Raw genomic sequence first — 25,301 nt, forward strand, 5'->3', positions numbered from 1 at the left:
CATTGTGGTACATTTGCCGCAGAGTTTACAGTGTGAATGGGTGTATTGCAATGCGATACAGCCTGCCTCGAACGGTAAATAAGTGCTAAAGTATCGTCATCAAGCAAGGAGCAACGCGTATGTCTGACCCTATTACACAGCGTGAGGATGAGCGCACTGGGGGGATCCAGGTGATCTCTCGTGCGGCGAAAATATTGGATGCGTTGGGCAACCGTCCCGACGGCATGAGCCTGGGCGAAATCGCTCAGGCGGTGGATTTACCCCGTTCAACCGTGCAACGCATCGTCGCGGCGCTGGATTCGGTGCAGCTGGTACGCAGTCCCGGCGCGGGTGGCGTCCGGCTTGGGCCGGCATTGCTTCGGCTCATTGCCACGCTGCATACCGACGTGGTGGCGATTGCTCAGCCCTGGCTGCAGGCGCTGTGCGATGCCACCGGTGAAACGGTTTCTCTGGCGCGTGCCAGCGGATTGCAGCTGGCGATCGTGCATTATGTGGTGGCCGATCGTGAGCTGCGCGTGGTTCCGCGCATCGGCCTGAATCTGCCGTTGTACAGCACCTCCGGTGGCAAAGCGCTGCTGGCGCTGGACAGCGATGAACAGGCTCGCGCCGTCGTCGGCGATGCCTATGAAGCCATTACCGATCTGACCGTTAAGGCGTTTCCTGAACTGATTGAACGCCTTAAAGAGATCCGCCGCACGGGTCTTTCTTACGATCGGGGCGAGACGCTGGAAGGGATCTCCACCATGGCGGTGGCGATCGATACCATTCTGGGCCGTTTTTCCATCAGCTTGCTGGTTCCGTCTACCCGTTTTCAGAAGCACGAGGCGCTCTACCGTACAGAGATCCTTAAATGCAAAGAGGCGCTGGTGGATGAGATAGGCAAAGCGGCCTTACGTGACTGACAGGAGAGGGAAATGAAAACGCTTTTAGTCGCCGTTGATAATTCCGCTATAGCCCGCAAGGTGGTGGCACTGGCCACTGAACAGGCGCAGGCTTTGCAGGCCAACGTTGTGGTGCTGTGCTGTATCGATGCCAGCTATGCCAGCACCACCGGCACCTACCTTATCGAGGCCGGCGAAGACCCGAATGATTTCGGTTGCGCGCTGGATGAGCAAAACACCGCTGAAGCCGCGGTGCGTCAGGCACTGGCGGAACTGCAGCGCGCCGGCATCGCCTCCACCGGGCGTGTGGTGGCCGGTGAGTCCGCGGAAACCATCGTCGCGCAGGCCAATGAACTCTCTGCTGCGATGATCATTATGGGCCGCCGTCATCTTTCCTCTTTTAACCGTCTGCTGAAGGGCTCTGTCAGTGCTGCCGTGATCGAGCGCGCCAGCTGCCCGGTGCTGGTGGATGTTCGGCTAGATTAACTCCGCCTATTGGGCCGCGCATCGCGGCCCGCCTCTACAGGTATTTACTGTCATGTCCCAGGCTACACTCATCTCCTTTATTAGCGGCCTGCTGGTCGTTTTATTTCTCGCGTGGTTGTCAAAGCGGGGTTCCCTCAGTAAAGCCAAAGCGGTTTTGCTGGCCTTTGTGCTGCTGTTTGCCGGTAACCTTTATTACTTTGGTTTTGTGGCGCCGCAACAGCAGCAGGAAGCCCGCCTGGCTGCGGCAGAGCAACGTCTGGCGACGCTGCCGGTCTACCGCACCATCAAAGATCAGCAGCCGGCACTTTTCCAGACGTTGGATCAGGAATTTATTCGCGCCTTACGTGAAGGCAACAGCGAGCAACAGGCGCTGGAACGGTTACGTCCGATGCTGTCAGACCTGCTGAATCAGCGCATCAGCTATGCCGGCGATCGGCAACTGCATGATTATATGGCCGTAGCGCTGGAAGAAATGAAAGTCATCAGGCAGAAGGACAGTGCTCTCTGTTTCAAATACCTTTTCCCTCAGGTGGAAGGTGGCGTTAACACCGCAGAAATATTACCCAAGGCGCTGATCGACAAAGAGATGGCCAGCATTGATGATTTCCTGCTGCACAGCCACGGCGCACAGCAGCAGGTCGATGTGGCGAAGGGCCGTGCCGCTCTGCAAACCATCGTGCGTTCGCTTTATGGCAAGTGGGGCAGCGATCTGCAAACGCTTAACTCCCCGGCCGAAGCGGGTTCTGATAAAGGTAAACTCTGCGATATGACCATTGACCTTTATCAGTCGGTTCTGGCACTTCCGGTTAATAATTCTGCAGACGTTTTACGTATTATTCTCGACGGTAACGCGAATTAAACGCAAAAAAAAGCCCGCTCGCCGCGGGCATAACACATTGTTATTGTAAGTCATTCATGGTGTTGGCAGACATTAAAAGATGTCTGTACGGATAATCGCATCCCTTTCCAGATAGCGCCAGACGGCTTCCTGAATCGATTCAATTGGTAAAACAATGCATTTGCACGGTAAAGAAACTGCAAATGCGGGATTTTCCGATGGCGTCAGGAAAGTCGGCTGTTATCATGCCGCACCGAACGAAGGAGCTAAAATGAAGAAGTTAGTGACTGGCGCCGTTGCGCTGGCTGTATTTGTATTAGCCGGTTGTACTTCCAGCAAGCCAGGGGCATTTGAAAAAGTTGATGAAGATCCTGCGGTAAATACTGTGCAGTATCGTTTTAATCCGTCCACCGTCAATAAGATGGCGATGCAAGAGGATGTGGAACGCTACTGTACAGAACGCGGGTTTGATAAAGTGGAACCGATTAAACCGCAGGAAAGTCGGGTACCTGGATTAATGAACGCCTGGTATCAGTGTAATTACAGCATTAAAAGCTAAAACGAAAAAAGGGCGGGGAAAATTCCCGCCCAATATTTTTTTCAACGATCTTATTATATTGCCGTGTGCAGGCTTTGCCCGCTTGAGGATGAGTTTCCTCACCCTCTTAGAATTTCTGCTTACCAGCCCCGATGCGGGCCATTTCCGTGGTGATAGCCGCCATGATACCCGTTATGATAACCGCCGCCGTGATGTCCGCCACGATATCCATCATGCACGATACAACCGTTCAACATCAGCATTACGCCCAGAACCGAGACAACTTTGATAAGTTTTTTCATTGTGAATGCTCCTTCACTTTTTCAATGACTACAACTTTACTTGAGAAAAGTGGAGGAATAATGCCGGTTGTGTAGAGTTATTTAATCAGGTATTTCCAGATATTTCAAATTTGAGTTTAATAATCGCGGCATAATATTCATAAATAAGATAAGGCCTAAAATAAGCCGTTTCCATCCGGAATGCTCTTAATTTAGCGCCAGCAGCGAATAAACCTTAATACGAATCAATTTCACCTCAGGCCGCCACCGACATCAAATATGCAGTAGACTTAGGGCAGACTGACTAAGGAGAAACTATGAGTTATCAGGTAGAAAACGTGCTGTCGGCGCAGGCGGAACTGGGTGAGTGTCCGGTCTGGTCTGTCAGGGAACAGGTCCTCTATTTTGTCGATATTCTGGCGCCTGCTTTGCACCGGTTCGATCCACAGAGTGGTAAGCATCAGGTTTTCCCGGTGGCTGAGGACATTGGCTGCTTTGGCCTGAATGCTCAGGGTGGATTTGTTGCCGCATTACGCAGCGGCGTCTGCATGCTGGATGATCACGGGCAGATTACTCAGCGCATCGCGCCAAATCCGGGTGATGCGGAACGCAGCCGTTTTAATGATGGCCGCGTCGATCGCCACGGTCGTTTCTGGTGTGGCAGCCTGTGGGAACCGCAGGATCGCAACGGCGGCAAGCTGTGCCGTCTGGACGAACACCTGACGCTGACGGTGCAGGCTGAAGATATCAAAATCTCCAACGGGCTGGCTTTCTCACCAGACAGTCGCTGGATGTATCAGACCGATACGCCAAACGGCGTGCTCTGGCGTTATCCGATGGATGAACAGGGCGAAATCGGTCCACGCGAAGTGCTGCAACGCTTTGTGCAGGAAGAGGGCGGTTTGCCTGATGGTGCCGCCGTCGACAGTGAAGGCTTCTACTGGGCGGCAATGTTTGATGGTTCCCGGGTGATCCGTCTCGATCCCGCTGATGGACGCATTGTGGATGAGATCCCGTTGCCGGTTCGCTGGCCGACCATGGTGGCATTCGGCGGGGAGGATCTGAAGACGCTGTATATCACCAGTTCACGCGAAGACCGCACGGCAGAAGAGCTGGCGCGCTATCCTCAGTCAGGCGATGTGTTTGCGGTAAGAGTGGCGGTGGCGGGAATTGCCGAGCCGCTGTTTCAGGCGAAATAATCCGGGAAGGGATATATCTACGGTGTATGAATGGGGCGAATTATCGCCCCATTTTTTTTACGCGTGCTGCAGGGCCTTTTTCTCTTCTTCCGCACGGTGCGGTAAGCGAATGGTGGCAGACATAATCAGCGAAATCACCAGCAGGGCCATAATCAGGCTGAAGGTGATGGTGAAGCCGCCAAACAGCGAAGCAATCAACGACCCCAATACGCTACCAATACCAAAGCCCAGATAAATCAGCCCGTAGTTTTTGGTCAGATTGTTCAGGCCGAAGAAGTCGCTGACCAGCGAGGGGTAAACGGTAATGGTGCCGCCAAAGCTGAAGGCCACGCAGGCGATAGAGATAAAGAAGGTGGTTTCATTCATCTGGGTAAACAGCAGGATGCTCATGCCCGCCAGCGAGACCACCTGCGCCAGAGTAATCACCCGGATACGGGCCATCTTGTCGGACATCACGCCGAGGATCAGTCGTCCACTCAAATTAGCAATGGCGATAATGGTCACCGCATTGGCCGCCGTTTGCGTCGACAGATGCACCAAGCCTTCGCCAATATCTTTCGCCACGCCAATCACATACAGGCCGCTCATACAGGCGGTCAGAAACATCAGAGCCAGCATCCAGTACTGTGGCAGACGCACCGCTTCCGCCAGAGAGAAATCGCGGGCTTTACTGTGACTGCCCTGCGCTGCGGCAGATTGTTTCGGCGCTTCCTTCATAAACAGTGCGCCGGTGACAATTAGCGCCATCGCCAGCAGACCCCAAATCAGGAAGGTATTTTCCAGACTGTAGACGCTGAGCAGGTAGCCGCAGATAAATTTAAAACCGAGGCTGCCCAGACCGTAAGCCCCGATGGCACAGGCGGAAATCAGCCCTTTGCGTTCCGGGAACCACTTCACACAGTTCGACAGGGTCATCAGATAGCCGGCGCCATCAGCCAGTCCCACCAACACGCCCGCGCTCAGATACAGCATAAACAGGTTGCTGGAGTGCGCCGTCAGATAAAAACCAATCGCCATCAACACGCCCGCACCGATGGTGACGTTGCGCACGCCAAAACGCTCCTGCAGCTTGCCGGCCAGGGAAGAGGCAATCGCCAGCCCCAGGCTCAGCAAGCCAAAGGAGAACGCCACCTGGCTAACCGGGGCATCCAGCTTATGCGACAACTGACCATTAAACAGGCTCCAGGTATAAACGGAGCCCAGCGCGAACTGGGTAATGATGGTGCCGAACAGGGTTAACCAGCGGGTACGGTTAACGCTTGTGCTGACGGGCTGTGTGCTCATGGAAAGCTCCCGGGGGAAAGTTTAAGAGAATGAGCAGATGATAAGCCGGGACTTCGCGCGCGGGGAGAATAGGGCATGAACTGCCGTCAGAGCGGAATGAAATGCCTGTTAGGGGGTATGAATGGCATGGCGAAATACACAGCGGGCGTTGGCGGACGGGCTTTTCAGCATCCCGTCCGCCGGTTCAGCCCTTATTCCGCGGGGGAAAAGCGCATATTGCGCATATCATTGCCGGTCGGCGTCTGGTGCACGCGCAGGCCGAATTCAGGCAGCAGCGCAAAGATGTGGTCAAAGATATCTGACTGGATCTTTTCGTACTCCAGCCAGACCGTGGTGTTGGTGAAGACATAAATCTCAATCGGCAGGCCTTCAGAACCCGGCGCCAGCTGGCGAACCATCAGCGTCATATCTTTGTGGATCTGGGGATGAGACTTCAACCAGGCTTCGAGCCAGGCGCGGAAGGTGCCAATATTGGTCATATGCCGGCCATTCAGTGGCGTGGTGAGATCGCAGCCCAGGCTGGCATTGTGGTTAGCGACTTCAGCGACCTTGCCGTCGAGATACGGCGTCAGCAGCTGCGCGCGATTCATCCGGGCGATCTCTTCATCTGACAGAAAATGAATGCTGGTGGCATCAATATTCAGGCTGCGCTTGATGCGGCGGCCACCGGATTCGGACATGCCGCGCCAGTTCTTAAACGAGTCAGAAATCAGCGCGTAGGTTGGAATGGTGGTGATGGTTTTGTCCCAGTTGCGCACTTTCACCGTGGTCAGCCCGATATCAATCACGTCACCATCCGCGCCGTATTTTGGCATATCCAGCCAGTCACCCATTTTCAGCATATTGTTGGCCGAAAGCTGAATGCCGGCGACCAGGCCGAGGATCGGATCCTTAAACACCAGCATCAACACTGCGGTCATCGCACCCAGACCAGTCAACAGCACCAGCGGGGATTTGCCAATTAGTAGCGAGATCACCATCAGCCCAATCAACAGGGTGGCGATCAGTTTGATGCTCTGAAAAATGCCGCGTAACGGCAGCTGGCCGGCAAAGCTGCTGTTATCGGAGAGCTCCAGCAGGACGTCCAGCAGCGAGTAAAGTATCAGCAGGGTGAAGATCATCAGCCAGACCTGACTGGCGATCATCAGCACGGAGTAAATCGGCTCGTCGCCCTTCAGGAACACCTCAAGCTGGATTTGCAGCAGCACGCCCTGCATCAGCAGCGCGAAACGGCTGAACAGCTTTTTATCAATGATGGATTTTGGCCACAGGTGTGAGGATCGGTCGGCAAACCGACGCAGGAATGGCAGCACCGCGCGGTGCAGTAAGCCATGCACAATCAATGAGATGATGGCAATCAGGGCGATGATGGCGAAGAGCGCAATCAGCGGCGCGTAGGGCAGGTCGAAGGCGGTCAGCCATCCGGTTATTAAAAGTTGCATGTGGCTATTATCCCTTCAGGTGAAGCTGTCCAGAGTGCAGTTTCAGTCAAAAATTATCGTTCAGGCGGGCCTTTGGGCTCATCCGAACCCCAGCCACCCGGCCTTTGACAGCGCAGACGTTCCGCTGCCAGCCGTTATTATCAATTAAGCGCGGCGATGAATGAAGGGTAAATCCGATCCTTTACCTGCGCTGACATACTCTGTTTAAGGTTTTCTCGCGGCAGGCCGATAACCCGGGGATGTGATGGTTAACAATCACGCTGTGTCATCTCTTACGCCACCCTTTCTCTCAGTTATCACGACTTCTTTACTATGAAGGAAATCACTATGCCGGGGATCCCAGTTCGTCTGTCAGGGAAATTGACACTAGGCGGCATTTCGATGCTGCTACTCATCACATTAATTGTTTATCTTGCCATCTCGCTGCGCGGCCAACCGAGGGTGATCGAAGCCAGTAACAGTCTGATCCAGCAGACCGGCGAAAACATTGTCGGCCAGCTGAATCAGCAGTTGATCCGCATTGAAGGCGAAGTCGTCAGCATGGCGCGTCTGGCGGAAGTGCTGCCCCATCAGGACGATTTATTCAAGAGCGTGCTGCCGCAGATTATCGACAGCAAAGGTGACAAAAGCATTGCCGGTGGCGGCATCTGGCCGGAACCGAATGCCTTTACCGAGGGGGTTGCCCGTCGCAGCTTCTTCTGGTCACGCGGCGCCAACGGCACGCTGGATTACTCCGACGGCTACAACGATCCTGCCGGTGCGGGTTACCACAATGAAAGTTGGTACACCTCAACTAAAGCTGCATCGCGCAGCAAGTGTAACTGGTCCGAAGTGTACCAGGACCCGGTTTCCAACGTGAATATGGTCACCTGTAGCGTGCCTTACACCGCAGGCGACAGGTTTGCCGGCGTGGCAACCTTTGACGTGCTTTTGGACAACCTGTCTGGCTTTATGGCGAAGAATGGCAACCTGACCGGCGGCTATGCCTTCGCGTTGGACCAGTCCGGTAACGTGCTGTATTTCCCCGGCAGTAAAGACAAAGCGTTGAAGAAATTCAGTGCGCTGGCGGATGAGCAGAAGTGGCTGGCGCCGGTGGTAAAAGGCCTTGCGACGGCAGCCCATCAGCCGGGAACCACCACGCTGAATAATTTGCAGGATGATTACCTGCATACCCGTGCTCAGGTCACGCTGTTTAAGATGCCGGATACCGGCTGGGTGATCGGCCTGGTCACGCCGGAAGCAAACGTGACCGCGTTGGCCAGAAATATCATGCAGGATATCTTCGTGGTGCTGATCCCGGCGCTGCTGGTTCTGCTGGCGGGTGCCTGGTTATTTGCACGCGGGCTGACCACGCGTCTGGAATCCACGCGTGCCGCGCTGGATGAGATTGCCAATGGCGATGGGGATTTAACCCGCCGTCTGGATGCTTCCGGCAAGGATGAGATCGCGGAAATTGCCGTATCGTTTAACCAGTTTGTCGACAAGATTGCCGGCGTTATCACTAATGTGCAGGCCAGCGGCATCAACGTGGCTGCCAATGCCACCTTCCTGGCAGAGGGCAATCAGGCTCTGTCGGCGAAGATTGGCGATCAGGCCGCTGCATTGGAGCAGAGTGCCGCTGCGATGGAGCAGCTCAACGCCACCGTGCAGCAGAATGCCGAGAACACCCGCCTGGCAGATGCCTTCACCGAGCAGACGGCGCAGATTGCCCGCAGCAGCAGCGAAGTAATGCATAAAGTGATTGATACCATGGCGACCATCAAAACCTCTTCCAGCCGCGTCGGCGAGATCCTGAGTGTGATTGATGGCATTGCTTTCCAGACCAATATTCTGGCGCTGAACGCTGCGGTTGAAGCCGCCAGGGCCGGTGAGCAGGGCCGTGGATTTGCGGTAGTGGCCGCCGAAGTCCGCGCGCTGGCACAGCGAAGCGCTAATGCGGCGCAGGAGATCAAAACCTTGATCAGCCAGTCGGATACCACGGTGCTGGCAGGCAGTAAACTGGTGGAAGGTGCAGGGGAACAGCTGGAAGGTTTGGTGAACGACGTGCTGAAAGTGAAGCAGGTTGTTGGTGAAATCCGCGTTGCGGGCGATGAGCAGAGTAAAGGAATTGGTGAAGTGACGCTGGCCGTCTCGCAGATGGAGCGCAGCATTCAGCAGAACCTGCTGTTGGTCAATCAGACCGCGGAAAACACCCAGGCATTACGGGCCGAGGCTTCACAGCTGGCTCAGGACATCTCTTCGTTTAAGGTGGCTACCTCGTAACGGCCGGATGTTAATGCAAAAACCCGGTCCAGATGCTGGACCGGGTTTTTTATTACTTCTGAATATAGCTGCGGATAGCGTCAGCGATGGCTTTATTCGCGTGGCGATCGTCGCGATGTTCCGCGTCCTCGGCCACTTTCATCAGGTATTTATTCAGTTTGCCGCCGGTTGGCACGTTGCCATAGGCAATCAGCATCTGCACGATATGCCTGAGGGCAACGACTTCAACGGTGAGGCGTTCAACGATAGGATCTTTTTCTGACATAGGGTACTCCGCCATGATTCGGTATGTATTTCCCACCAGCTTAGGGGCAGGGAGCAAAAATCAATCAATGGAATACACCGGCATAACGGTGGCTAATCAAATCGGGCGAGCGCATCAGGACAGGTGCAATACCGCACCGGGCATTTTCAGGAAGTTAAACAGGTCGGCCGCAGCGCAATGGGAAAGATCTTTCTGCACGGTGGCATTGCTGTAATTCATCAGGGTGATTCTTTTTAACTGATGCCAGACCAGAATAGCCGATACCGCCAGCGAACAGGTTTCGTCACTCTGCTGGCAGAGCAAAGTGTAATGCCACTCTTCATCGAGTTCATTGGAGAAGAACTGCATCGACTCGGGTGGGATCAGCGCTTTCAGATCGGGCAGCAAAACATCACTCACACGGTGGGCCATACGCAGGGTAAAAGTGGCAGGCATTCAGTGCATCTCCTTATTCAGATGACTGGAGTTTACCCTGTTAATTTTTCTTAATGCGACGTTTTTTAAAATATTATTGAATGAGAATTAATTGATTCAATTGAGGTCGCGCTTTTTTCACTTCAAAGAGGATAATGGTAAATATAATTATTGATTCACAACATGGTCAGGCGTTAATATATCGACCCTCAACATAATACTCTTGCAGATAACCTTATTTTTATCTGGCCGTTTTGCGTGCTTTCAGGAAATTCGTTAATAAAAGGGCAGGGAAATGAAAAAGTTGGTTTTGGCCTTAGCAGTGTTAACTTTGGCAGGCTGTGCAAGGCCTTATGGTCCTGCAGATAAAATTTTGGATAATCAGATTGTTACCCCATCTTCATCCGGTCAGCAGACCAAGGTCACCATCACCCGGCAGAAGCAGTTTATTGGCAGCATGAGTGGTGGGATATGTAGGTTTGTTATTACCGTTGATAATACTGAAGTGGCTTTATTGCGTCAGAACCAATTTGTGACGAGCTATTTGAAAAACGGGCCGCATAAATTACGCGTCAGTAACGATTGTAGTGTGCTGACGATGGGAATGAGAAAAACGTTGGATATTACCGCAGACGGTACCGATCAGGAATATGTCGCCGAGGTGGGTTTCTGGGGACAATATCGCATGTGGCGCACCAAATAGAATTTCAACACCAGGGCGACAGATCTCTTTCGCCCTGTCATCAGTTATACTGACGGCCTGAACGGTAAAGTATGCATTGCAGTGATGCACACTTTACCCTGGTTAGCAGGTCCACTTCCTGCCTCCGCTTCAACAGGTCATGCCTCCGTTATGATAAAAACATCCCTGCTTCTCTCCACGCTAATGCTGTGCCTTTCACCGGCAATGGCGGCAATGCAATGCGGTCCTTTTCATTTAGATCGCCACCAGGACGGTAGCGTTTACGTCAATAACACCAAGCCCAGCCAGCAGAAAGTCACTTTTACCGGTGATAAAGGGGATTACGAAAATGTGAAAATCCATCTGCGGGTTAAGAATACCAAGGCACCGGGTATGCTGGATATGGACCAGGCTGTTCAGCACGGCAAGGCGACATTGAACGTGCAGGTGGTGCGAACCAGCGCCAGCCAGATCCGCATCAGCGGTTCCTACGACTGTGAAAAAGTCGGATAGCCCTTCAGTTTGACGAGAACATAGATGAGAAAAATACTGACTGTGTTGGCCATTGTTCTGTTTCTTTCCGGCTGCACCTCTTCAACCGGCAAGGATTTCGATGACGCCAAGCTGAGCAAAATCCAGTACGGCCAAACCAGCCGCCAGGATCTGATTTCGCTGTTCGGCCAGCCGACCACGGAAACACCATACCCGGAGAATCATCTGCTGATGATGTGGAGCTACAGTCAGGCGAAAGCCGGCAGTACCACTGAAGGCAAAACCCTAACGGTGCAACTCGATGGCGGCAAGGTTAAAAGCTACACGGTGAGTAAGACCTGAGGAAAGGGGGATAAAGCAATGGTGCCATCTGCAGATACCCTGGCTGGTCATCTTGTCACTGATGAAAAATGAGCGGATCATGTGGTTACCCCAGGTGAACACGGCAGGTTCCATGTTAATTAGCACTGAGAATTCGCGAAGTCATGTAGCAGATACACAACTCGCTTGTACGCTCGCCGCCGTTGCCGGAGCCCTGAACACCGCAGCATTTGAAGCTGTCGGTTTTTTCTCTGCCAACATGACGGGAAACGTCTCTTCACTGTCAGATCATCTTGCCAAAGCAAACCTGGCACCAGCCATTTTCTTTCTGTCGATTGTCAGCATTTTCATTGCCGGTTCTGCATTCTCGACAATTGTTATCAATTCAGGTCGCAGAAAGAAAATGCGTACGGTATACGCCATTAATATTTTTATAGAGGGTGTCGGGCTTGTCGTGCTCGGTATTGTTGAGAGCTATCTCACGCCAGTTTCCCCCGGCGTGTTACTTATCTTAAGCCTGAGCTTTTTAATGGGCTTACAAAATGCTGTCGTCACGCGAATATCTAACGCGCGTGTAAGAACAACGCATGTATCAGGCACATCTACGGATATCGGTATAGAGCTGGCCTTGCTCTTCGACGTGCTCAGGCGAAAGGAATCACCTAAGGACGCTCCGCTTTATCTTGAGAGACTCAGGCTGCACTCATTCACCTTGCTGTCATTTCTGGCCGGCGGGATAGCAGGAATAGGGTTGTTCCATTCACTTGGATATGCGTTCCTGATACTGATAGGTGTTGGTCTGATATTTCTGGCGCTGCATAACATGCTAAAGAGGCATAAAAACTCATAATAACTTTTCACCGCCTGCCTCTTTTCCGCTCAAGTAAACGGCCAAAAAAACAATGCGTAAAATGATTTAAGGGGAGGTTGATTGACTTGGGATTTGCGAACTAAAGCGGAGGGTAGCGAACGGTCAGATGGTGTCCCCTGCAGGAATCGAACCTGCAACTAGCCCTTAGGAGGGGCTCGTTATATCCATTTAACTAAGGAGACAGCGGGCGGCAGTATAGCGCGCTTTTAGTCGCAGATTAAGCACTTACCCGGTCAACTGCTGGTTTTGTCGCCAGTTACCCACAGTTTCCTGCCGCAACTGCCCGGTTACCGCAAAACACCCCGCAAACGCAATTTTCCCTATAGCAGCTAAATCCGCAATTTATGCGCTGGATCAATATTGCCCTAATCGTGCAGGACTACTGTAAAGCAAAGTAAATCCACGGCTCTACGCTAACGTCCTGAAGAGGTAAGACTATGTCTATGAAACTGTCCCTTGCGGTGATCACAGTGATCTGGGTGGGTTATGTTGTCTATGCCGGAACCTTCTACGCCGCCACCTGGTCGATGTTCAACTAAGCGCTGACAGGATGCCAATCTCGCCGGTTATCCTGTAAAAAAGGCCCCATCGGGGCCTTTATCATTCAAGTCTGCTGCGTGACAAAACCGCCTTACTCCGCCTGCTGAACCTTGCCTTCTTTCTTCGCTTTGGCTTTTGCTTCTGCTTTCGCCTTAGCCTTGGCTTTGGTGCTCATATCGTTGCGGATCTGTGCATGGCTGATCACCGCGAAAATAAAGGTGCCGCCGATGATATTGCCGGCCAGGGTTGGCAGGGCAAACGGCCAGAGGAATTCATGCCAGCTGATCACCCCGTTAAACACCAGATAGAGCACTTCCACCGAACCAACCACGATATGCGCCAGGTCGCCCAGGGCCACCAGCCAGGTCATCAGGATAATGACCCAAATTTTTGCCGCACCGGCAGAAGGGAACATCCACACCATGGTGGCGATAATCCAGCCGGATACCACCGCATTGGCAAACATCTCTCCCGGTGAGTTCTCCATCACTTTTTGACTGATGGCCACAAAGGCATCCCGCGTAGCTTGATCAAATATCGGCATATGGGTGAAGGCCAGTGACGCCAGCGCCGTACCGACCAGGTTACCGCCCAGCACGATGCCCCACAAACGCAGCAGTAGCAGCAGGTTGCTGCCCGACGGTTTGTGCATAATCGGCAATACCGCCGTAACGGTGTTTTCCGTAAACAGCTGCTGTCGCGCCATAATCACAATGATAAAGCCAAAGGTGTAGCCCAGATTCTCCAGAATAAACGCGCCCGGCACGCCTTCCAGATTGACCTGAAAAATCCCTTTGGCCATCAGCGAAGCACCCATCGAAAGCCCTGCCGCAATGGCCGAAAACAGCAGGGCCAGCCCATCACGTTCTAACTCCTTTTCACCCTCCTGACGGATCTGCTCATGCACCGCCGCCGCGCGCGAGGGCAGGGCCTCCTCATCCACCTCGATCTCTTCGCCTTGTTCACTTTCCTGACTTTCTACTTCGCCATCATCCTGTTTCTTATTCATTATTTTAGTTCCCAGTGGTAATTACTCTCTAAGCGTAGCGTGTTTATCGGGAAGTTGAAATGTAACGAAACCTCAGAAGAAGCGTAACAAACCTTTAACCGCAAGGCTTTTTTGCGCGATTTGTGACGCGTAACAGGCATAATGCCTTACCCGGGAAAAATGCAGGGCTACTGCAGGCTGCGATGAACTGATTGCCTGTGGTACTATTTCGCCCAATTCTACTAAGCGCGAATTTTTTTGATGCTGGAAGCCAACAATCTGACCTGCGTACGTGATGAACGCACGCTGTTTAACGATCTCAGTTTTACCGTTTCAGCGGGCGATATTGTCCAGATTGAAGGGGCGAATGGGGCAGGGAAAACCTCTCTGCTGCGGATCCTTGCCGGGCTCAGCCGGGCTGAACAGGGCGACGTGCTGTGGCAGCAAAAGCCCATTCGTCACCAGCGTGAAACCTGGCACGCCGCACTGCTGTACCTTGGGCATCAGCCCGGTGTGAAAGCGGTACTGACCGCACGCGAGAACCTGCATTTTTATCATGCCAGTCAGTCTGAAGCGTCACTGATGGCGGCGCTGGAAGAGGTGGATTTAACCGGATTTGAAGATGTCGCCGTCTCCCAGCTTTCCGCAGGCCAGCAGCGTCGTGTGGCGCTGGCCAGATTATGGTTAAGCCGCTCGCCTTTATGGATTTTGGATGAGCCGCTCACCGCGATTGATAAATCCGGCGTGGAAAAGCTGATGGCGCTGTTTAACCTCCATGCTGAGAACGGCGGGGCGGTGATTTTAACCACCCATCAGGATTTACCGTCGGCACATCGCACAGTTCGCAAAATTCGTCTTACCTCTTCGGAGGTAGTCTGATGTTCTGGCGTGTCCTTAAGCGCGAACTGCGCATTGCGTTTCGCAGTGGCTCGGAAATCATTAATCCGCTGTGGTTCTTCCTGATCGTGATTACCCTGTTCCCGTTGGGAATTGGGCCAGAACCTAAATTGCTGGCGCGTATCGCGCCGGGCATCGTTTGGGTGGCGGCATTGCTTTCCTCGTTGCTGGCCCTTGAACGCCTGTTTCGTGATGACTTTCTTGATGGCTCGCTGGAACAACTGCTGTTGTTGCCGACGCCACTGCCGATAACGGTTTTGGGGAAAGTGGCCGCTCACTGGGTGGTAACCGGCCTGCCGTTATTGTTGCTATCTCCTCTGGCTGCTTTACTGCTTTCGCTGGATTTTGCCAGCTGGCGAGCCATTGCCCTGACGCTGCTGCTGGGTACGCCAACCCTGAGTTTTCTTGGGGCCATCGGCGTTGGACTGACCGTCGGATTGCGTCGCGGCGGCGTATTACTGAGTTTGCTGGTATTGCCGTTGGCGGTGCCGGTGCTGATATTTGCCAGTGCAGCCATAGACGCTGCCGGCATGGGATTACCGATTGACGGCTACCTGGCTATATTGGGAGCCCTGTTGGTGGGCAGTGCCACCTTGGCGCCGTTCGCCACCGCCGCAGCATTGCGGGTTAGCGTGCATTAACTGATTTCTAATAAAAAACACCAGAACGCTTTTTCTTTTTATGTGAGCAAAATAATAATGTGGAAATGGTTACATCAACTCGGTAAGCCCGACCGGCTATACCGGTTATGCGGTCGTTTGGTGCCCTGGTTCGCGGTGCTGGGCGTCGCAGCACTGTTACTGGGCTGGATTTGGGGATTTGGTTTCGCCCCGGCCGATTATCAGCAGGGAAACAGCTACCGCATCATGTATATCCATGTCCCGGCCGCCATGTGGTCAATGGGTATCTATGCCTCAATGGCTATCGCTGCCTTTATTGGTCTGGTCTGGCAATGGAAAACCGCCGACCTGGCTGCTGCCGCCATGGCGCCGGTGGGCGCGGTGTTTACCTTTATTGCGCTGATCACCGGTTCTGCCTGGGGTAAGCCGATGTGGGGCACCTGGTGGATTTGGGATGCCCGCCTCACCTCTGAACTGGTTCTGCTGTTCCTTTATATGGGCGTCATCGCCCTGTACAACGCCTTTGACGACCGCCGGATGGCGGGACGTGCCGCCGGGATCCTGATCCTGGTCGGCGTGGTTAATCTGCCCATCATTCATTACTCGGTGCAGTGGTGGAACACCTTGCATCAGGGTTCCTCCGGCATGCTTCAGCAGTCGATTGACCCCAGCATGCGCTCGCCGCTGCGCTGGTCGATCCTCGGTTATCTGCTGGTGTTCATCTCACTGACGCTGATGCGCTTGCGCAATCTGCTGCTGTTTACCGAACGCCATCGCCCGTGGGTGGCTGAACTGGCAGCGAAAGGAGGGCGTAAAGCATGACCCCAGCATTCTCATCCTGGTCAGCATTCTTTGCCATGGGCGGTTACGCCTTTTATGTCTGGCTGGCGGTTGCCTGCACGCTGATTGCCCTCGCCGGGCTGGTGCTGCACACCGTTATCCAGCGTCATCGCCTGCTGCATGACATTCGCCAGCGTCAGTCGCGGGAAAGTCGCATCCGCGCCGCCAAAAGTAAAAAACGAGCCAGTGAAGCCGCAGGAGAACAACAGTGAATCCGCGCCGTAAAAGTCGCCTGATCATGGTGACAGCAATTCTGGTAGGCCTCGGCCTGGCCACCTCTTTGGTGATGTACGCGCTGCGTTCAAACATCGACCTTTTTTACACACCCGGTGAAATTATTGACGGTAAAGGGGAAGCCCACGTGAAGCCCGAACCCGGCCAGCGCCTGCGCGTCGGCGGCATGGTGATGCCGGGCAGCGTGAAGCGCGATCCGCAGACGCTTCAGGTCTCCTTCAAATTGTATGATGCCCGTGGCGTGATCAGCGTTAGCTATCTCGGCATTCTTCCTGACCTGTTCCGTGAAGGACAGGGCGTGGTGGCACAAGGTGTGCTGCAGAACGGCAATCTGGTGGAAGCCAAGGAAGTGCTGGCAAAACACGATGAAAAATATACGCCGCCAGAAATTGAGGACGCGATGAAAACCAATCCTAAAGGCCCGCAGTCGGCCTATCAGCCACCCGTACAAGGTGGCCAGTCATGATGCCGGAAATCGGCAGTTTTCTGCTCTGTCTGGCGCTGGCTATTTCGCTGCTGTTAAGTATCTACCCGCTGTGGGGCGCCGCCCGGCAGGATCGCCGTTTAATGGGGCTGGCGCGCCCGCTGAGCTTCGCGCTGTTTGCCTGTATCCTTGGCGCTTTTGCGATACTGGTTCATGCTTTTATCGTCAACGATTTCAGCGTGGCCTATGTGGCGACCAACTCCAATACGCTGCTGCCGGTTTACTACCGTATTGCGGCCACCTGGGGTGCGCATGAAGGCTCGCTGCTGCTGTGGTTGCTGTTGCTCAGCACCTGGACGCTCGCCGTCGCGCTGTTCAGCCGCGGCATGCCGATGGATTCCATCGCGCGCGTGCTGGCAGTGATGGGAATGATTAACCTCGGTTTCCTGCTGTTTATCACCCTGACGTCGAATCCGTTTACCCGCACGCTGCCGGACTTCCCGATCGACGGTAGCGACCTGAATCCGATGCTGCAGGATATCGGCCTGATCTTCCACCCGCCGATACTCTATATGGGTTACGTGGGCTTCTCGGTGGCCTTTGCGTTTGCGATCGCCTCGTTGATGGCGGGCAGGCTGGATACCGCCTGGGCGCGCTGGTCACGCCCGTGGACCACCGCAGCATGGGTCTTCCTGACCGTCGGCATCGTGCTGGGTTCGGCCTGGGCTTATTATGAGCTTGGCTGGGGCGGCTGGTGGTTCTGGGATCCGGTTGAAAATGCGTCCTTTATGCCGTGGCTGGCCGGCACCGCGCTGATCCACTCGCTGGCGGTGACCGAAAAACGCGGCACCTTTAAAGCCTGGACAGTGCTGCTGGCGATAACCGCCTTCTCACTGAGCCTGCTGGGGACGTTCCTGGTGCGTTCTGGCGTGCTGGTGTCGGTACACTCGTTCGCATCCGATCCGTCGCGCGGGATGTTTATCCTCGCCTTCCTGGTGATTGTTATCGGTAGCTCGCTGCTGCTGTATGCGGTGAAGGGCAGCAAAGTCCGCAGCCGCGTGCAGAATGAAGTCTGGTCGCGCGAGTCCTTCTTACTGGGTAACAACGTGCTGCTGATCGCCGCGATGCTGGTGGTCTTGCTGGGAACGCTGTTGCCGCTGGTGCACAAACAGCTGGGCCTGGGCAGTATCTCGATTGGCGAACCCTTCTTTAATACCCTGTTTACCTGGCTGATGGCGCCAATGGCGCTGATGCTGGGTATTGGCCCGCTGGTGCGCTGGCGTCGTGATGATCCGCAGAAACTGTGGAAGCGTCTGGCGGTGGCCTTGGTGGGGACGCTGGTGCTGTCGATCCTGCTGCCGTGGTTGATGCAGGACCGCATCGAAGCGATGGCGGTCGTCGGCCTGCTGATGTCGATTTGGGTCATTTTCCTGACGCTGATGGAGCTGCACGAACGCGCCACTCACCGTCACAGCTTCTTCAAAGGATTAACCCATCTTTCCCGCAGCCACTGGGGAATGGTGCTGGGTCACCTGGGCGTGGCGGTGACGGTTATCGGTATTGCCTTCAGCCAGAACTACAGCGTTGAGCGCGATGTGCGCATGCGCGCGGGCGATACGGTCGACATCCAAAACTATCACTTCACCTTCCGCGATGTGCACAACCTGCAAGGGCCGAACTATACCGGCGGCGTCGGCATTATCGACGTCACGCGTAACGGCAAGCACGAAGCGACACTGCACGCGGAAAAACGCTACTACAGCGTGGCGCACACCATGATGACCGAAGCCGCGATCAACGGCGGCTTCACCCGTGATCTGTACGCCGCATTAGGTGAAGAGCTGGGCGATAACGCCTGGGCGGTGCGTATTTACTACAAACCTTTCGTTCGCTGGATCTGGTTCGGCGGTCTGTTTATGGCCGTTGGCGGTATTTTCTGCCTGTGTGACCCGCGCTATCGTTCACGCAAAAAAGCAGAGAAGGAGCTGGCATGAGCAAGAAAATTCTTTATATCCCGCTGGTGCTGTTCCTGCTGCTGGCGGCGGCCCTGATGTGGCAGCTGAACCGCAATGCGCACGGTGACGATCCCACGCTGCTGGAGTCGGCCCTGGTCGGCAAGCCGGTGCCGGTGTTTAAGCTGGAATCACTGGATCAGCCGGGTAAAACCTACAATCAGTCAGTACTCACTGACGGCAAACCGATCCTGCTGAACGTCTGGGCGACCTGGTGCCCGACCTGCCGGGCCGAGCATCAGTATCTGAATTCGCTGGCGTCAACGGGCGTGCGCGTGGTCGGGCTGAATTATAAGGACGATCGCAATAAGGCGATCAACTGGCTGAACACGCTGGGCAACCCCTATGCACTGAGCCTGTATGACGGTGATGGCATGCTGGGGCTGGATCTGGGCGTCTATGGCGCGCCGGAAACCTTCCTGATCGATGGCAAAGGGATTATTCGCTATCGCCACGCCGGGGATCTGAACGACGACGTGTGGAACCGTGAAGTGAAGCCGTTATGGGATAAATACAGCAAGGAGGCGGGTGCATGAAAGGGATCGTCCTGATTTTAGTGCTGTTTCTCAGTGGCAGCGTGCTGGCTGACAACATTGATACCTATAAATTTTCTTCCGTCGATCAGGAGCAGCAGTATCGCCATCTGACGGAATCGTTGCGCTGTCCAAAATGCCAGAACAACAGCATCGCCGATTCCAACGCGATGATCGCCAGCGATATGCGGCTGAAGGTCTATGAACTGCTGCAAAACGGCCAGACGCCGGATCAGGTTAAGCAATATATGGTGGCGCGCTACGGCAATTTCGTCACCTATGAACCGCCGGTAATGCCATCAACCCTGATTTTGTGGGCCGGTCCGGCGCTGTTTGTGATTATTGGCGCGATGGTGATTGTACTGCGCAGTAAAAAGCGCAGGCCAGATGACGAGATGGATGCGGAACAGCAACAGCGCCTGAATGCGCTCTTAAAGAATAACAGGAAGCAATAATGGGTGGATTCTGGTTAACCATTCTGGCGCTGTTAATAGCGTCCTGCGCGCTGTTGCTGATTGCCGGCGGGCGCAAACATCGCCCGGTTTCAATTGAACGCGATGCGCTGAATAAAGCCTTTTATCATCAGCGTCTGAAAGAGCTGGAAGAAGATGAAGATCAGGGTGTGGTGGGCGAGCGGCCAGAGATGGTGCGTGAGTTACAGCAAACCCTGCTGCACGATATCCCAAAAGATGAAGAGATCGTTGAACGTAGCGTAGGGCGTTGGGTGCTGCTGCCTGGCGTGCTGGTGCTGATCCTGGTCAGCCTGGGCTTCTACTTCAAAACCGGTGGCTTTGCGCAGGTGATGTCCTGGCAGCAGGTGAAAAACGATCTGCCGGCCTTGCGTGCGCAGGTGATGGATCCCGCTGCCAAACCGTTGACCATGGAAGAACTGGCGCGGCTGGGGCTTGGCGTGCGCAGCTCGCTGCAGGACGATCCGCAGAACGTCAACGACTGGCTAATGTTGGGGCGGATCGGCATGGTGCTGAATAATGCCGATACGGCCATCAAAGCCTTCCAGCGCGCGATGCAGCTGGCGCCCAATAATCCCGAAGTGAAGCTCAGCTACGCGGACGTACTGACGCGTTCTCCCGATCCGGAAGATAATCGTCAGGCGAGCGTGATGCTGAACGAGATGATCAAAGCGGACGGTGATAATCTGCGGGTGCTGAGCCTGTTGGCATTTAATGCTTTTAGTCAGCAGCACTATCCTGAGGCCATTGCCGTTTGGCAAAAGATGTTACAATTGTTACCTGCTGACGATAAGCGCGGGGTAATGATCCAGCGCAGCATCGAGCAGGCAAAAACGGAATCCGGTAAGCAAAACAGCCATCTGGCGCTTTCCGTCACTCTGGCCCCGGGTGCAGAAAAAATGTTACCCGCTGGCGGAGTGTTGTATATTTCCGTTGCTGATGGTGTTTCTCCCGTCCCGGTGGCGGTGAAAAAATTACCGTTAAGCCATTTTCCTCTATCGCTGACGCTGGATGACAGCAATGCCATGATGCCGGAGCGGCTTCTTTCTGCTCAGCATCAGGTTCAGGTACGCGTGCGTATCTCACGTGATGGCAGCGCCAACCCGCAGTCCGGGGATTGGTTCGGCACCAGTGCCGTCACGCCATTTGATGGTCATCAGCAACTGTCTGTTGAGATTAATCAGCAGCAGCCATAGGCGGTATTACACAGAAGACAGGGAGTAAGAGATGAGCTACCGCGTGACGGGTGTAGCGCTGGCCAGCGTGCTGCTGATAGGTTGCGCCAGTTCGAATACGGCAGATGAGCCACAAGGGCGGTCCGATCCGTTCGAGGGCTTTAACCGCTCGATGTTCAACTTTAACTACAACGTGCTCGACCCGTACGTAGTTCGTCCTGTGGCGGTGGCCTGGCGTGACTATCTGCCGGTGCCTGCGCGCACCGGGCTGAGTAACTTCTTCAGCAACCTTGATGAGCCGTCGACGATGGTGAACTACTTTATTGAGGGTAAACCTTATAAAGCGATGATCCACTTCAACCGCTTCTTCCTGAATACCATTCTGGGGATGGGCGGCTTTATCGACGTGGCGAGCATGGCGAATCCAAAGCTGGCCAAAGAAGAGGCGCGCGGGTTTGGTAGTACGCTGGGGAATTACGGCGTCGGCTATGGTCCCTACGTTGAAGTGCCGGGCTACGGTGGCTTCACCCCGCGTGAGGATGTCGGTGGGCTGGTTGACGATCTTTATGCGCCGCTCAGCTGGCTGACCTGGTGGATGTCGGCAGGGAAGTGGGCGTTGGAAGGGGTTGAAACCCGTGCCCAGCTGCTGGATTCAGATGCGATGCTGCGTAACTCGAAGGACCCTTATGCCTTTGTGCGTGCGGCATACTTCCAGCATCATGATTTCCTCGCCAGCGATGGCAGGCTGATCCCGCAGGAAAACCCTAACGCCTCGGCGATTCAGGGCGATCTCAACGATATCGACTCTAACTAACCGTTGCGGTGATATAAAAAAAGGCCTGTCTTGCGACAGGCCTTTTTTGTTGCCGGCGTGATATCAGAACTTGTAGTTAAAGTTCGCGCCGTACAGCCAGGCTTTACCGGTAGAGTTAAAGGTGTAAGGGCCTTCTTCTACAGTGACATGCTGACCGTGCATATAGGACAGGCCAACGTCGACGGAAGCATCCTGGTTAAAGGCGTAGGAAGCACCGGCGCTCAACCACAGACGATCCTGATCCGGGATAGAGATGGAACGGTTTTCTGCCGGGACCGGGCTGTCATCAAAGGCAATACCGGTACGGAAGGTCCAGTTTTCATCATAGAAATAGGACGTTCCCAGCGCGATGCGGTAAGCATCCTTAAAGCTCTCATCTTTATAGAACAGCGTCTGGCCATTGCTGCCGGTCGCTTTCAGCTCCTGGAACTGGCTCCAGCTGGTATAGGTCAGGCTGTAATGCACGGCCCATTGCGGCGCCACTTTATGGTAACCGGACAGCTCCCACATTTCAGGCAGGTTCAGGGTCAATGCGCCCGGAACAGTTTGACCGCTGGTACCGTAAGGCAGGCCGAAATTACCCGCCTGATTAATTGGGTTAATATAGGTTGGGATGCTGCTCTTATAATCGCCGTCAAAGTCGATTTTAACTTCAGAGCGGTAAGTAAAGCCGAAACGGTTATTCGGGTCCACTTCATACAGAATACCGGCATTCCAGCCGTAACCCCATTCATCCCCTTTCAGATGGGCAATCTGCGTATCTGCTGGCAAGCCCAGGGCGGCACCGGATTCACCCGCATAACGTTCAATCTTGGCACGGGCATAAACCGCATCAAAGCCCACACCAAAACTGAAGTTCTGATTAAGACGATAAGCGGTGCTTAAATTAAAGTTCACCGTTTGCAGATCGGTTTTACCGCCATATCCGCCCGCGGTGTAGTCATCATTAAATTCGGTTGCCAGGCCATAATTGGAGGTTGCCGACGCGCCTAACCACCATTGATCGTTAATAGGCTGGACGTAATGAAGGTTGGGTACCCATTGCGTTGGCGCAATATTATTGGCATCCAGACTTTGTCCTGACTGGCTGTCGCCACTGATATTGACATCAGGGTCAATAAATACGGCACCGACAGAAAACATCGGTCGATCCATTAACGCCATGGTGGCCGGGTTACGGCTGGCAGATGCCGCGGTATCCCCCATCGCGCCTTCGCCTGAATAAGCGCGTCCTAAACCTATGGCCGAAAATTCATTCAATTGAAAGCCGGCTGCGTAAACGTTAGAAGAAACAATTGCCACTGCAGCTGCGAGAGCAGACTTCGCAAACAGGTTTTTATGGTTCATGACCACAACCTCATTTATTTGATTTTTATTGAACTTTGTCACGGATGTAACAAAGGTTCACGAATTTTAGGGACTGACGTACGGCTAACAAATCAGACCAGTGGCACCAGTATAGGTCCGACCTGTATCGATGTTGCAATATTGTTTTATAAATATTTCTGAAATGATCTAAGAAAAGCGATCTGCTTAACAAAAAACTGCGTGTCTGAATTGAACCTATCGAGTCTAGCTTGTTTCAGATCAAATTTGACGTGGATATATGGCACTTATTGGCGCTATATCGCGCAATTGCCAGACAGCCTTTCGCCGCAGGGGTAACATAGCGGCCAGCGAATACACTTTCTGCCGCAACCCGCGCGGCTAACAGGAGATTTCCCATGTCCCATGCCATTAATAAATGCAGCGCCAATGAAACCGCCGCCTGCTGTTGTGTCGATGTTGGTACGATCATGGACAATACCGACTGCACCGCAAGCTGGAGCCAGCTGTACGGCACTCGCCAGCAGGCGGAAGCCATGCTCAGCCAGCTGACGGAAAAAGCGCGTCAGGTCGAATCCGATCCCTGCCAGATTGACGCGCGCTTTAGCGAGCAGCCTGAGGGTGTGCTGCTTGACGCTGATTTCACCTTCAGCTGCCAGGCTGAAACGATGATTTTTCAGCTCGGCCTGCGTTAATCCCCCGTCTTCCGCAATGAGTGGGTTTTCCCACTCATTGTTTTCTAAAGCGTGTTTGCTCTCGCAATTTTCTCTCATTCCGCGTGCACATTGTTAAAATCTGGTTAACCTTAGAGGTCAGACCTGTTAGGCAATGATGCCGTTTGACTGTTAAGGGTAATCAGAATGAGCAAAGCGCTTCCTTTGCTGACGCGTCAGGGCGATCGCATCGCTATTACACACGGACTCCGCACCCCGTTTGCCCGCCAGGCAACGGCATTACACGGCGTGCCGGCGATTGAGCTGGGGCGGATGGTGGTGAGTGAACTCCTGGCGCGTAGCGAACTGCCGCCCGAAGTCATCGAACAGCTGGTGTTTGGCCAGGTGGTGCAGATGCCCGAAGCGCCGAATATTGCCCGCGAAATCGTCCTTGGCAGCGGCCTGAGTGTGTCGACCGATGCCTACAGCGTCAGCCGCGCCTGCGCCACCAGTTTTCAGGCAGTAGCGAACGTTGCTGAAAGCATGCTGGCAGGCACCATTCAGGCCGGAATTGCCGGCGGGGCGGACTCTTCCTCAGTGCTGCCGATTGGCGTCAGCAAAAAGCTCGGTCGTATTCTGGTCGATCTCAATAAAGCAAAAACCTTCTCGCAGAAAATGTCGCTGTTCAGCCAGCTGCGCCCGCGCGATTTGCTGCCGGTGCCGCCCGCCGTGGCAGAATACTCTACCGGACTCAGAATGGGTGACACCGCCGAGCAGATGGCAAAAACCCATGGCATTACCCGCCAGCAACAGGACGCGCTGGCTCACCGTTCCCATCAGCGTGCCGCCCGGGCCTGGGAAGATGGCCGCCTGGCGGGTGAAGTGATGACCGCTTTTGTTCCGCCGTGGCGCAAAGCGTTTGAGCAGGACAATAACGTGCGCATGGCCTCGACGCTGGATGACTACGCGCGTCTTCGTCCCGCCTTCGATCGGCAGCACGGCACCGTCACCGCCGCCAACAGTACGCCGCTGACCGATGGTGCCGCTGCTGTGGTGCTGATGACCGAATCGCGGGCGAAAGCGCTGGGCATCGTGCCGCTGGGCTATCTGCGCAGCTATGCCTTTACCGCGATAGACGTCTGGCAGGACATGCTGCTCGGGCCGTCGTACGCTTCGCCGCTGGCGCTGGACCGGGCCGGGATCACCCTGGACGATCTGACGCTGATCGATATGCACGAAGCATTCGCCGCGCAAACGCTGGCTAATCTGAAAATGTTTGCCGACGAGCGGTTTGCCCGCGAGGTGTTAAAACGCCCGCATGCGCTGGGCGAAGTGAACGAAGAGAAATTTAACGTGATGGGCGGTTCAATCGCTTACGGCCATCCTTTTGCGGCGACCGGCGCACGCATGATTACCCAGACGCTGAACGAGTTGCGTCGACGCGGCGGTGGGCTGGGGCTGGTCACCGCCTGTGCCGCGGGCGGGTTAGGCGCAGCAATGGTTCTGGAGGCCGAATGAC

At 54.4% G+C, this 25,301-nt stretch carries 29 protein-coding genes and 1 tRNA gene; 22 read left to right on the plus strand and 8 right to left on the minus strand.

What is annotated here, in order from left to right; all coding sequences use genetic code 11:
* Nucleotides 1-119 precede the first annotated feature (119 nt).
* The 4 genes from ACXKZG_RS06530 to ACXKZG_RS06545 all read left to right on the plus strand — a co-directional run bounded on the left by ACXKZG_RS06530 (nt 120) and on the right by ACXKZG_RS06545 (nt 2,764).
* Nucleotides 120-902 (plus strand): IclR family transcriptional regulator, encoded by a 783-nt coding sequence (locus ACXKZG_RS06530; RefSeq protein ID WP_013203259.1) that lies wholly within the window; start codon nt 120-122, stop codon nt 900-902.
* A gap of 12 nt (nt 903-914) precedes the next feature.
* On the plus strand, nt 915-1,367 hold the full coding sequence (locus ACXKZG_RS06535; RefSeq protein ID WP_151036839.1) for a universal stress protein: 453 nt from the start codon (nt 915-917) through the stop codon (nt 1,365-1,367).
* Nucleotides 1,368-1,419: 52 nt separating this feature from the next.
* On the plus strand, nt 1,420-2,226 hold the full coding sequence (locus ACXKZG_RS06540; RefSeq protein WP_346593996.1) for a hypothetical protein: 807 nt from the start codon (nt 1,420-1,422) through the stop codon (nt 2,224-2,226).
* Between the two features lie 250 nt (nt 2,227-2,476).
* Nucleotides 2,477-2,764 (plus strand): putative periplasmic lipoprotein, encoded by a 288-nt coding sequence (locus ACXKZG_RS06545; protein WP_013203256.1) that lies wholly within the window; start codon nt 2,477-2,479, stop codon nt 2,762-2,764.
* Nucleotides 2,765-2,883: 119 nt separating this feature from the next.
* Here ACXKZG_RS06545 and ACXKZG_RS06550 read toward each other — a convergent pair whose 3' ends face one another.
* Nucleotides 2,884-3,045 carry a hypothetical protein gene (locus ACXKZG_RS06550; protein ID WP_013203255.1) on the minus strand — a complete coding sequence of 54 codons (162 nt, stop codon included), beginning with the start codon at nt 3,043-3,045 and terminating at the stop codon, nt 2,884-2,886.
* Between the two features lie 296 nt (nt 3,046-3,341).
* On the opposite strand from ACXKZG_RS06550, the gene ACXKZG_RS06555 reads away from it, so the two are divergent.
* Nucleotides 3,342-4,223 carry an SMP-30/gluconolactonase/LRE family protein gene (locus tag ACXKZG_RS06555; protein ID WP_053144385.1) on the plus strand — a complete coding sequence of 294 codons (882 nt, stop codon included), beginning with the start codon at nt 3,342-3,344 and terminating at the stop codon, nt 4,221-4,223.
* Between the two features lie 57 nt (nt 4,224-4,280).
* On the opposite strand, the gene ACXKZG_RS06560 is transcribed toward ACXKZG_RS06555, so the two are convergent.
* Together ACXKZG_RS06560 and ACXKZG_RS06565 are read right to left on the minus strand one after the other, a co-directional pair.
* Nucleotides 4,281-5,507, minus strand: a complete 1,227-nt coding sequence (locus tag ACXKZG_RS06560; protein WP_134824780.1) for an L-lactate MFS transporter — start codon at nt 5,505-5,507, stop codon at nt 4,281-4,283.
* Between the two features lie 191 nt (nt 5,508-5,698).
* The gene (locus tag ACXKZG_RS06565; RefSeq protein WP_013203252.1) at nt 5,699-6,949 is read right to left on the minus strand and encodes a mechanosensitive ion channel family protein; all 1,251 of its coding nucleotides are present in this window, start codon (nt 6,947-6,949) and stop codon (nt 5,699-5,701) included.
* A 327-nt stretch (nt 6,950-7,276) separates the two neighbouring features.
* On the opposite strand from ACXKZG_RS06565, the gene ACXKZG_RS06570 reads away from it, so the two are divergent.
* Entirely contained in the window at nt 7,277-9,211 is a 1,935-nt protein-coding gene (locus tag ACXKZG_RS06570) for a methyl-accepting chemotaxis protein (RefSeq protein ID WP_151036842.1), read from the plus strand.
* A gap of 52 nt (nt 9,212-9,263) precedes the next feature.
* Here ACXKZG_RS06570 and ACXKZG_RS06575 read toward each other — a convergent pair whose 3' ends face one another.
* Entirely contained in the window at nt 9,264-9,476 is a 213-nt protein-coding gene (locus tag ACXKZG_RS06575) for a hypothetical protein (RefSeq protein ID WP_013203249.1), read from the minus strand.
* A gap of 114 nt (nt 9,477-9,590) precedes the next feature.
* Complete coding sequence (locus ACXKZG_RS06580; RefSeq protein ID WP_346566383.1) at nt 9,591-9,911, minus strand: hypothetical protein; 321 nt, start codon at nt 9,909-9,911, stop codon at nt 9,591-9,593.
* Between the two features lie 274 nt (nt 9,912-10,185).
* On the opposite strand from ACXKZG_RS06580, the gene ACXKZG_RS06585 reads away from it, so the two are divergent.
* The 4 genes from ACXKZG_RS06585 (at nt 10,186) to ACXKZG_RS06600 (ending at nt 12,235) form a co-directional block, all read left to right on the plus strand.
* Nucleotides 10,186-10,593 carry a hypothetical protein gene (locus ACXKZG_RS06585; RefSeq protein WP_488875874.1) on the plus strand — a complete coding sequence of 136 codons (408 nt, stop codon included), beginning with the start codon at nt 10,186-10,188 and terminating at the stop codon, nt 10,591-10,593.
* Between the two features lie 150 nt (nt 10,594-10,743).
* Nucleotides 10,744-11,085 carry a hypothetical protein gene (locus ACXKZG_RS06590; protein ID WP_346566384.1) on the plus strand — a complete coding sequence of 114 codons (342 nt, stop codon included), beginning with the start codon at nt 10,744-10,746 and terminating at the stop codon, nt 11,083-11,085.
* Between the two features lie 24 nt (nt 11,086-11,109).
* On the plus strand, nt 11,110-11,406 hold the full coding sequence (locus ACXKZG_RS06595; protein ID WP_013203245.1) for a hypothetical protein: 297 nt from the start codon (nt 11,110-11,112) through the stop codon (nt 11,404-11,406).
* A gap of 112 nt (nt 11,407-11,518) precedes the next feature.
* Nucleotides 11,519-12,235: a YoaK family protein gene (locus ACXKZG_RS06600; protein WP_013203238.1), complete on the plus strand. Its 717-nt coding sequence runs from the start codon at nt 11,519-11,521 to the stop codon at nt 12,233-12,235.
* Nucleotides 12,236-12,363: 128 nt separating this feature from the next.
* Here the strand turns inward: ACXKZG_RS06600 and ACXKZG_RS06605 are convergent.
* Together ACXKZG_RS06605 and ACXKZG_RS06610 are read right to left on the minus strand one after the other, a co-directional pair.
* Nucleotides 12,364-12,438 (minus strand) — tRNA-Arg (locus tag ACXKZG_RS06605).
* A 449-nt stretch (nt 12,439-12,887) separates the two neighbouring features.
* Nucleotides 12,888-13,805, minus strand: coding sequence for a formate/nitrite transporter family protein (locus tag ACXKZG_RS06610; RefSeq protein WP_346566471.1), 918 nt, complete (start codon nt 13,803-13,805; stop codon nt 12,888-12,890).
* Nucleotides 13,806-14,045: 240 nt separating this feature from the next.
* On the opposite strand from ACXKZG_RS06610, the gene ccmA reads away from it, so the two are divergent.
* Genes ccmA through mlaA form a run of 10 tightly spaced genes read left to right on the plus strand, consistent with a single transcriptional unit; the run spans nt 14,046 to nt 21,803 of the window.
* Nucleotides 14,046-14,663, plus strand: a complete 618-nt coding sequence (gene ccmA / locus ACXKZG_RS06615) for a cytochrome c biogenesis heme-transporting ATPase CcmA (protein ID WP_053144373.1) — start codon at nt 14,046-14,048, stop codon at nt 14,661-14,663.
* Nucleotides 14,663-15,322: a heme exporter protein CcmB gene (gene ccmB, locus ACXKZG_RS06620; protein WP_013203166.1), complete on the plus strand. Its 660-nt coding sequence runs from the start codon at nt 14,663-14,665 to the stop codon at nt 15,320-15,322. The genes ccmA and ccmB overlap by 1 nt, the downstream gene beginning before the upstream one ends.
* A 57-nt stretch (nt 15,323-15,379) precedes the next feature.
* A complete protein-coding gene (locus tag ACXKZG_RS06625) occupies nt 15,380-16,123 on the plus strand; it encodes a heme ABC transporter permease (RefSeq protein ID WP_013203165.1) in 744 nt (247 codons plus the stop codon).
* A complete protein-coding gene (gene ccmD / locus ACXKZG_RS06630) occupies nt 16,120-16,353 on the plus strand; it encodes a heme exporter protein CcmD (RefSeq protein WP_013203164.1) in 234 nt (77 codons plus the stop codon). The genes ACXKZG_RS06625 and ccmD overlap by 4 nt, the downstream gene beginning before the upstream one ends.
* The gene (gene ccmE, locus ACXKZG_RS06635) at nt 16,350-16,841 is read left to right on the plus strand and encodes a cytochrome c maturation protein CcmE (RefSeq protein WP_134824651.1); all 492 of its coding nucleotides are present in this window, start codon (nt 16,350-16,352) and stop codon (nt 16,839-16,841) included. The genes ccmD and ccmE overlap by 4 nt, the downstream gene beginning before the upstream one ends.
* The gene (locus ACXKZG_RS06640) at nt 16,838-18,793 is read left to right on the plus strand and encodes a heme lyase CcmF/NrfE family subunit (protein ID WP_488875875.1); all 1,956 of its coding nucleotides are present in this window, start codon (nt 16,838-16,840) and stop codon (nt 18,791-18,793) included. Before ccmE ends, ACXKZG_RS06640 begins: the two co-directional genes overlap by 4 nt.
* Entirely contained in the window at nt 18,790-19,347 is a 558-nt protein-coding gene (locus tag ACXKZG_RS06645) for a DsbE family thiol:disulfide interchange protein (RefSeq protein ID WP_013203161.1), read from the plus strand. Before ACXKZG_RS06640 ends, ACXKZG_RS06645 begins: the two co-directional genes overlap by 4 nt.
* Nucleotides 19,344-19,799, plus strand: coding sequence for a cytochrome c-type biogenesis protein (locus tag ACXKZG_RS06650; RefSeq protein ID WP_013203160.1), 456 nt, complete (start codon nt 19,344-19,346; stop codon nt 19,797-19,799). Before ACXKZG_RS06645 ends, ACXKZG_RS06650 begins: the two co-directional genes overlap by 4 nt.
* Entirely contained in the window at nt 19,799-21,010 is a 1,212-nt protein-coding gene (gene ccmI, locus ACXKZG_RS06655; protein WP_488875876.1) for a c-type cytochrome biogenesis protein CcmI, read from the plus strand. The genes ACXKZG_RS06650 and ccmI overlap by 1 nt, the downstream gene beginning before the upstream one ends.
* A 31-nt stretch (nt 21,011-21,041) precedes the next feature.
* The gene (gene mlaA, locus ACXKZG_RS06660; RefSeq protein ID WP_013203158.1) at nt 21,042-21,803 is read left to right on the plus strand and encodes a phospholipid-binding lipoprotein MlaA; all 762 of its coding nucleotides are present in this window, start codon (nt 21,042-21,044) and stop codon (nt 21,801-21,803) included.
* Between the two features lie 63 nt (nt 21,804-21,866).
* On the opposite strand, the gene fadL is transcribed toward mlaA, so the two are convergent.
* The gene (gene fadL, locus ACXKZG_RS06665; RefSeq protein WP_013203157.1) at nt 21,867-23,150 is read right to left on the minus strand and encodes a long-chain fatty acid transporter FadL; all 1,284 of its coding nucleotides are present in this window, start codon (nt 23,148-23,150) and stop codon (nt 21,867-21,869) included.
* Between the two features lie 377 nt (nt 23,151-23,527).
* Here fadL and ACXKZG_RS06670 point away from each other — a divergent pair, with 377 nt between their 5' ends.
* Nucleotides 23,528-23,824: a YfcZ/YiiS family protein gene (locus tag ACXKZG_RS06670; protein ID WP_013203156.1), complete on the plus strand. Its 297-nt coding sequence runs from the start codon at nt 23,528-23,530 to the stop codon at nt 23,822-23,824.
* Between the two features lie 165 nt (nt 23,825-23,989).
* The gene (gene fadI, locus ACXKZG_RS06675) at nt 23,990-25,300 is read left to right on the plus strand and encodes an acetyl-CoA C-acyltransferase FadI (RefSeq protein ID WP_013203155.1); all 1,311 of its coding nucleotides are present in this window, start codon (nt 23,990-23,992) and stop codon (nt 25,298-25,300) included.
* Nucleotide 25,301: the final 1 nt, after the last annotated feature.

The organism is Erwinia sp. 2186 (assembly GCF_057812255.1).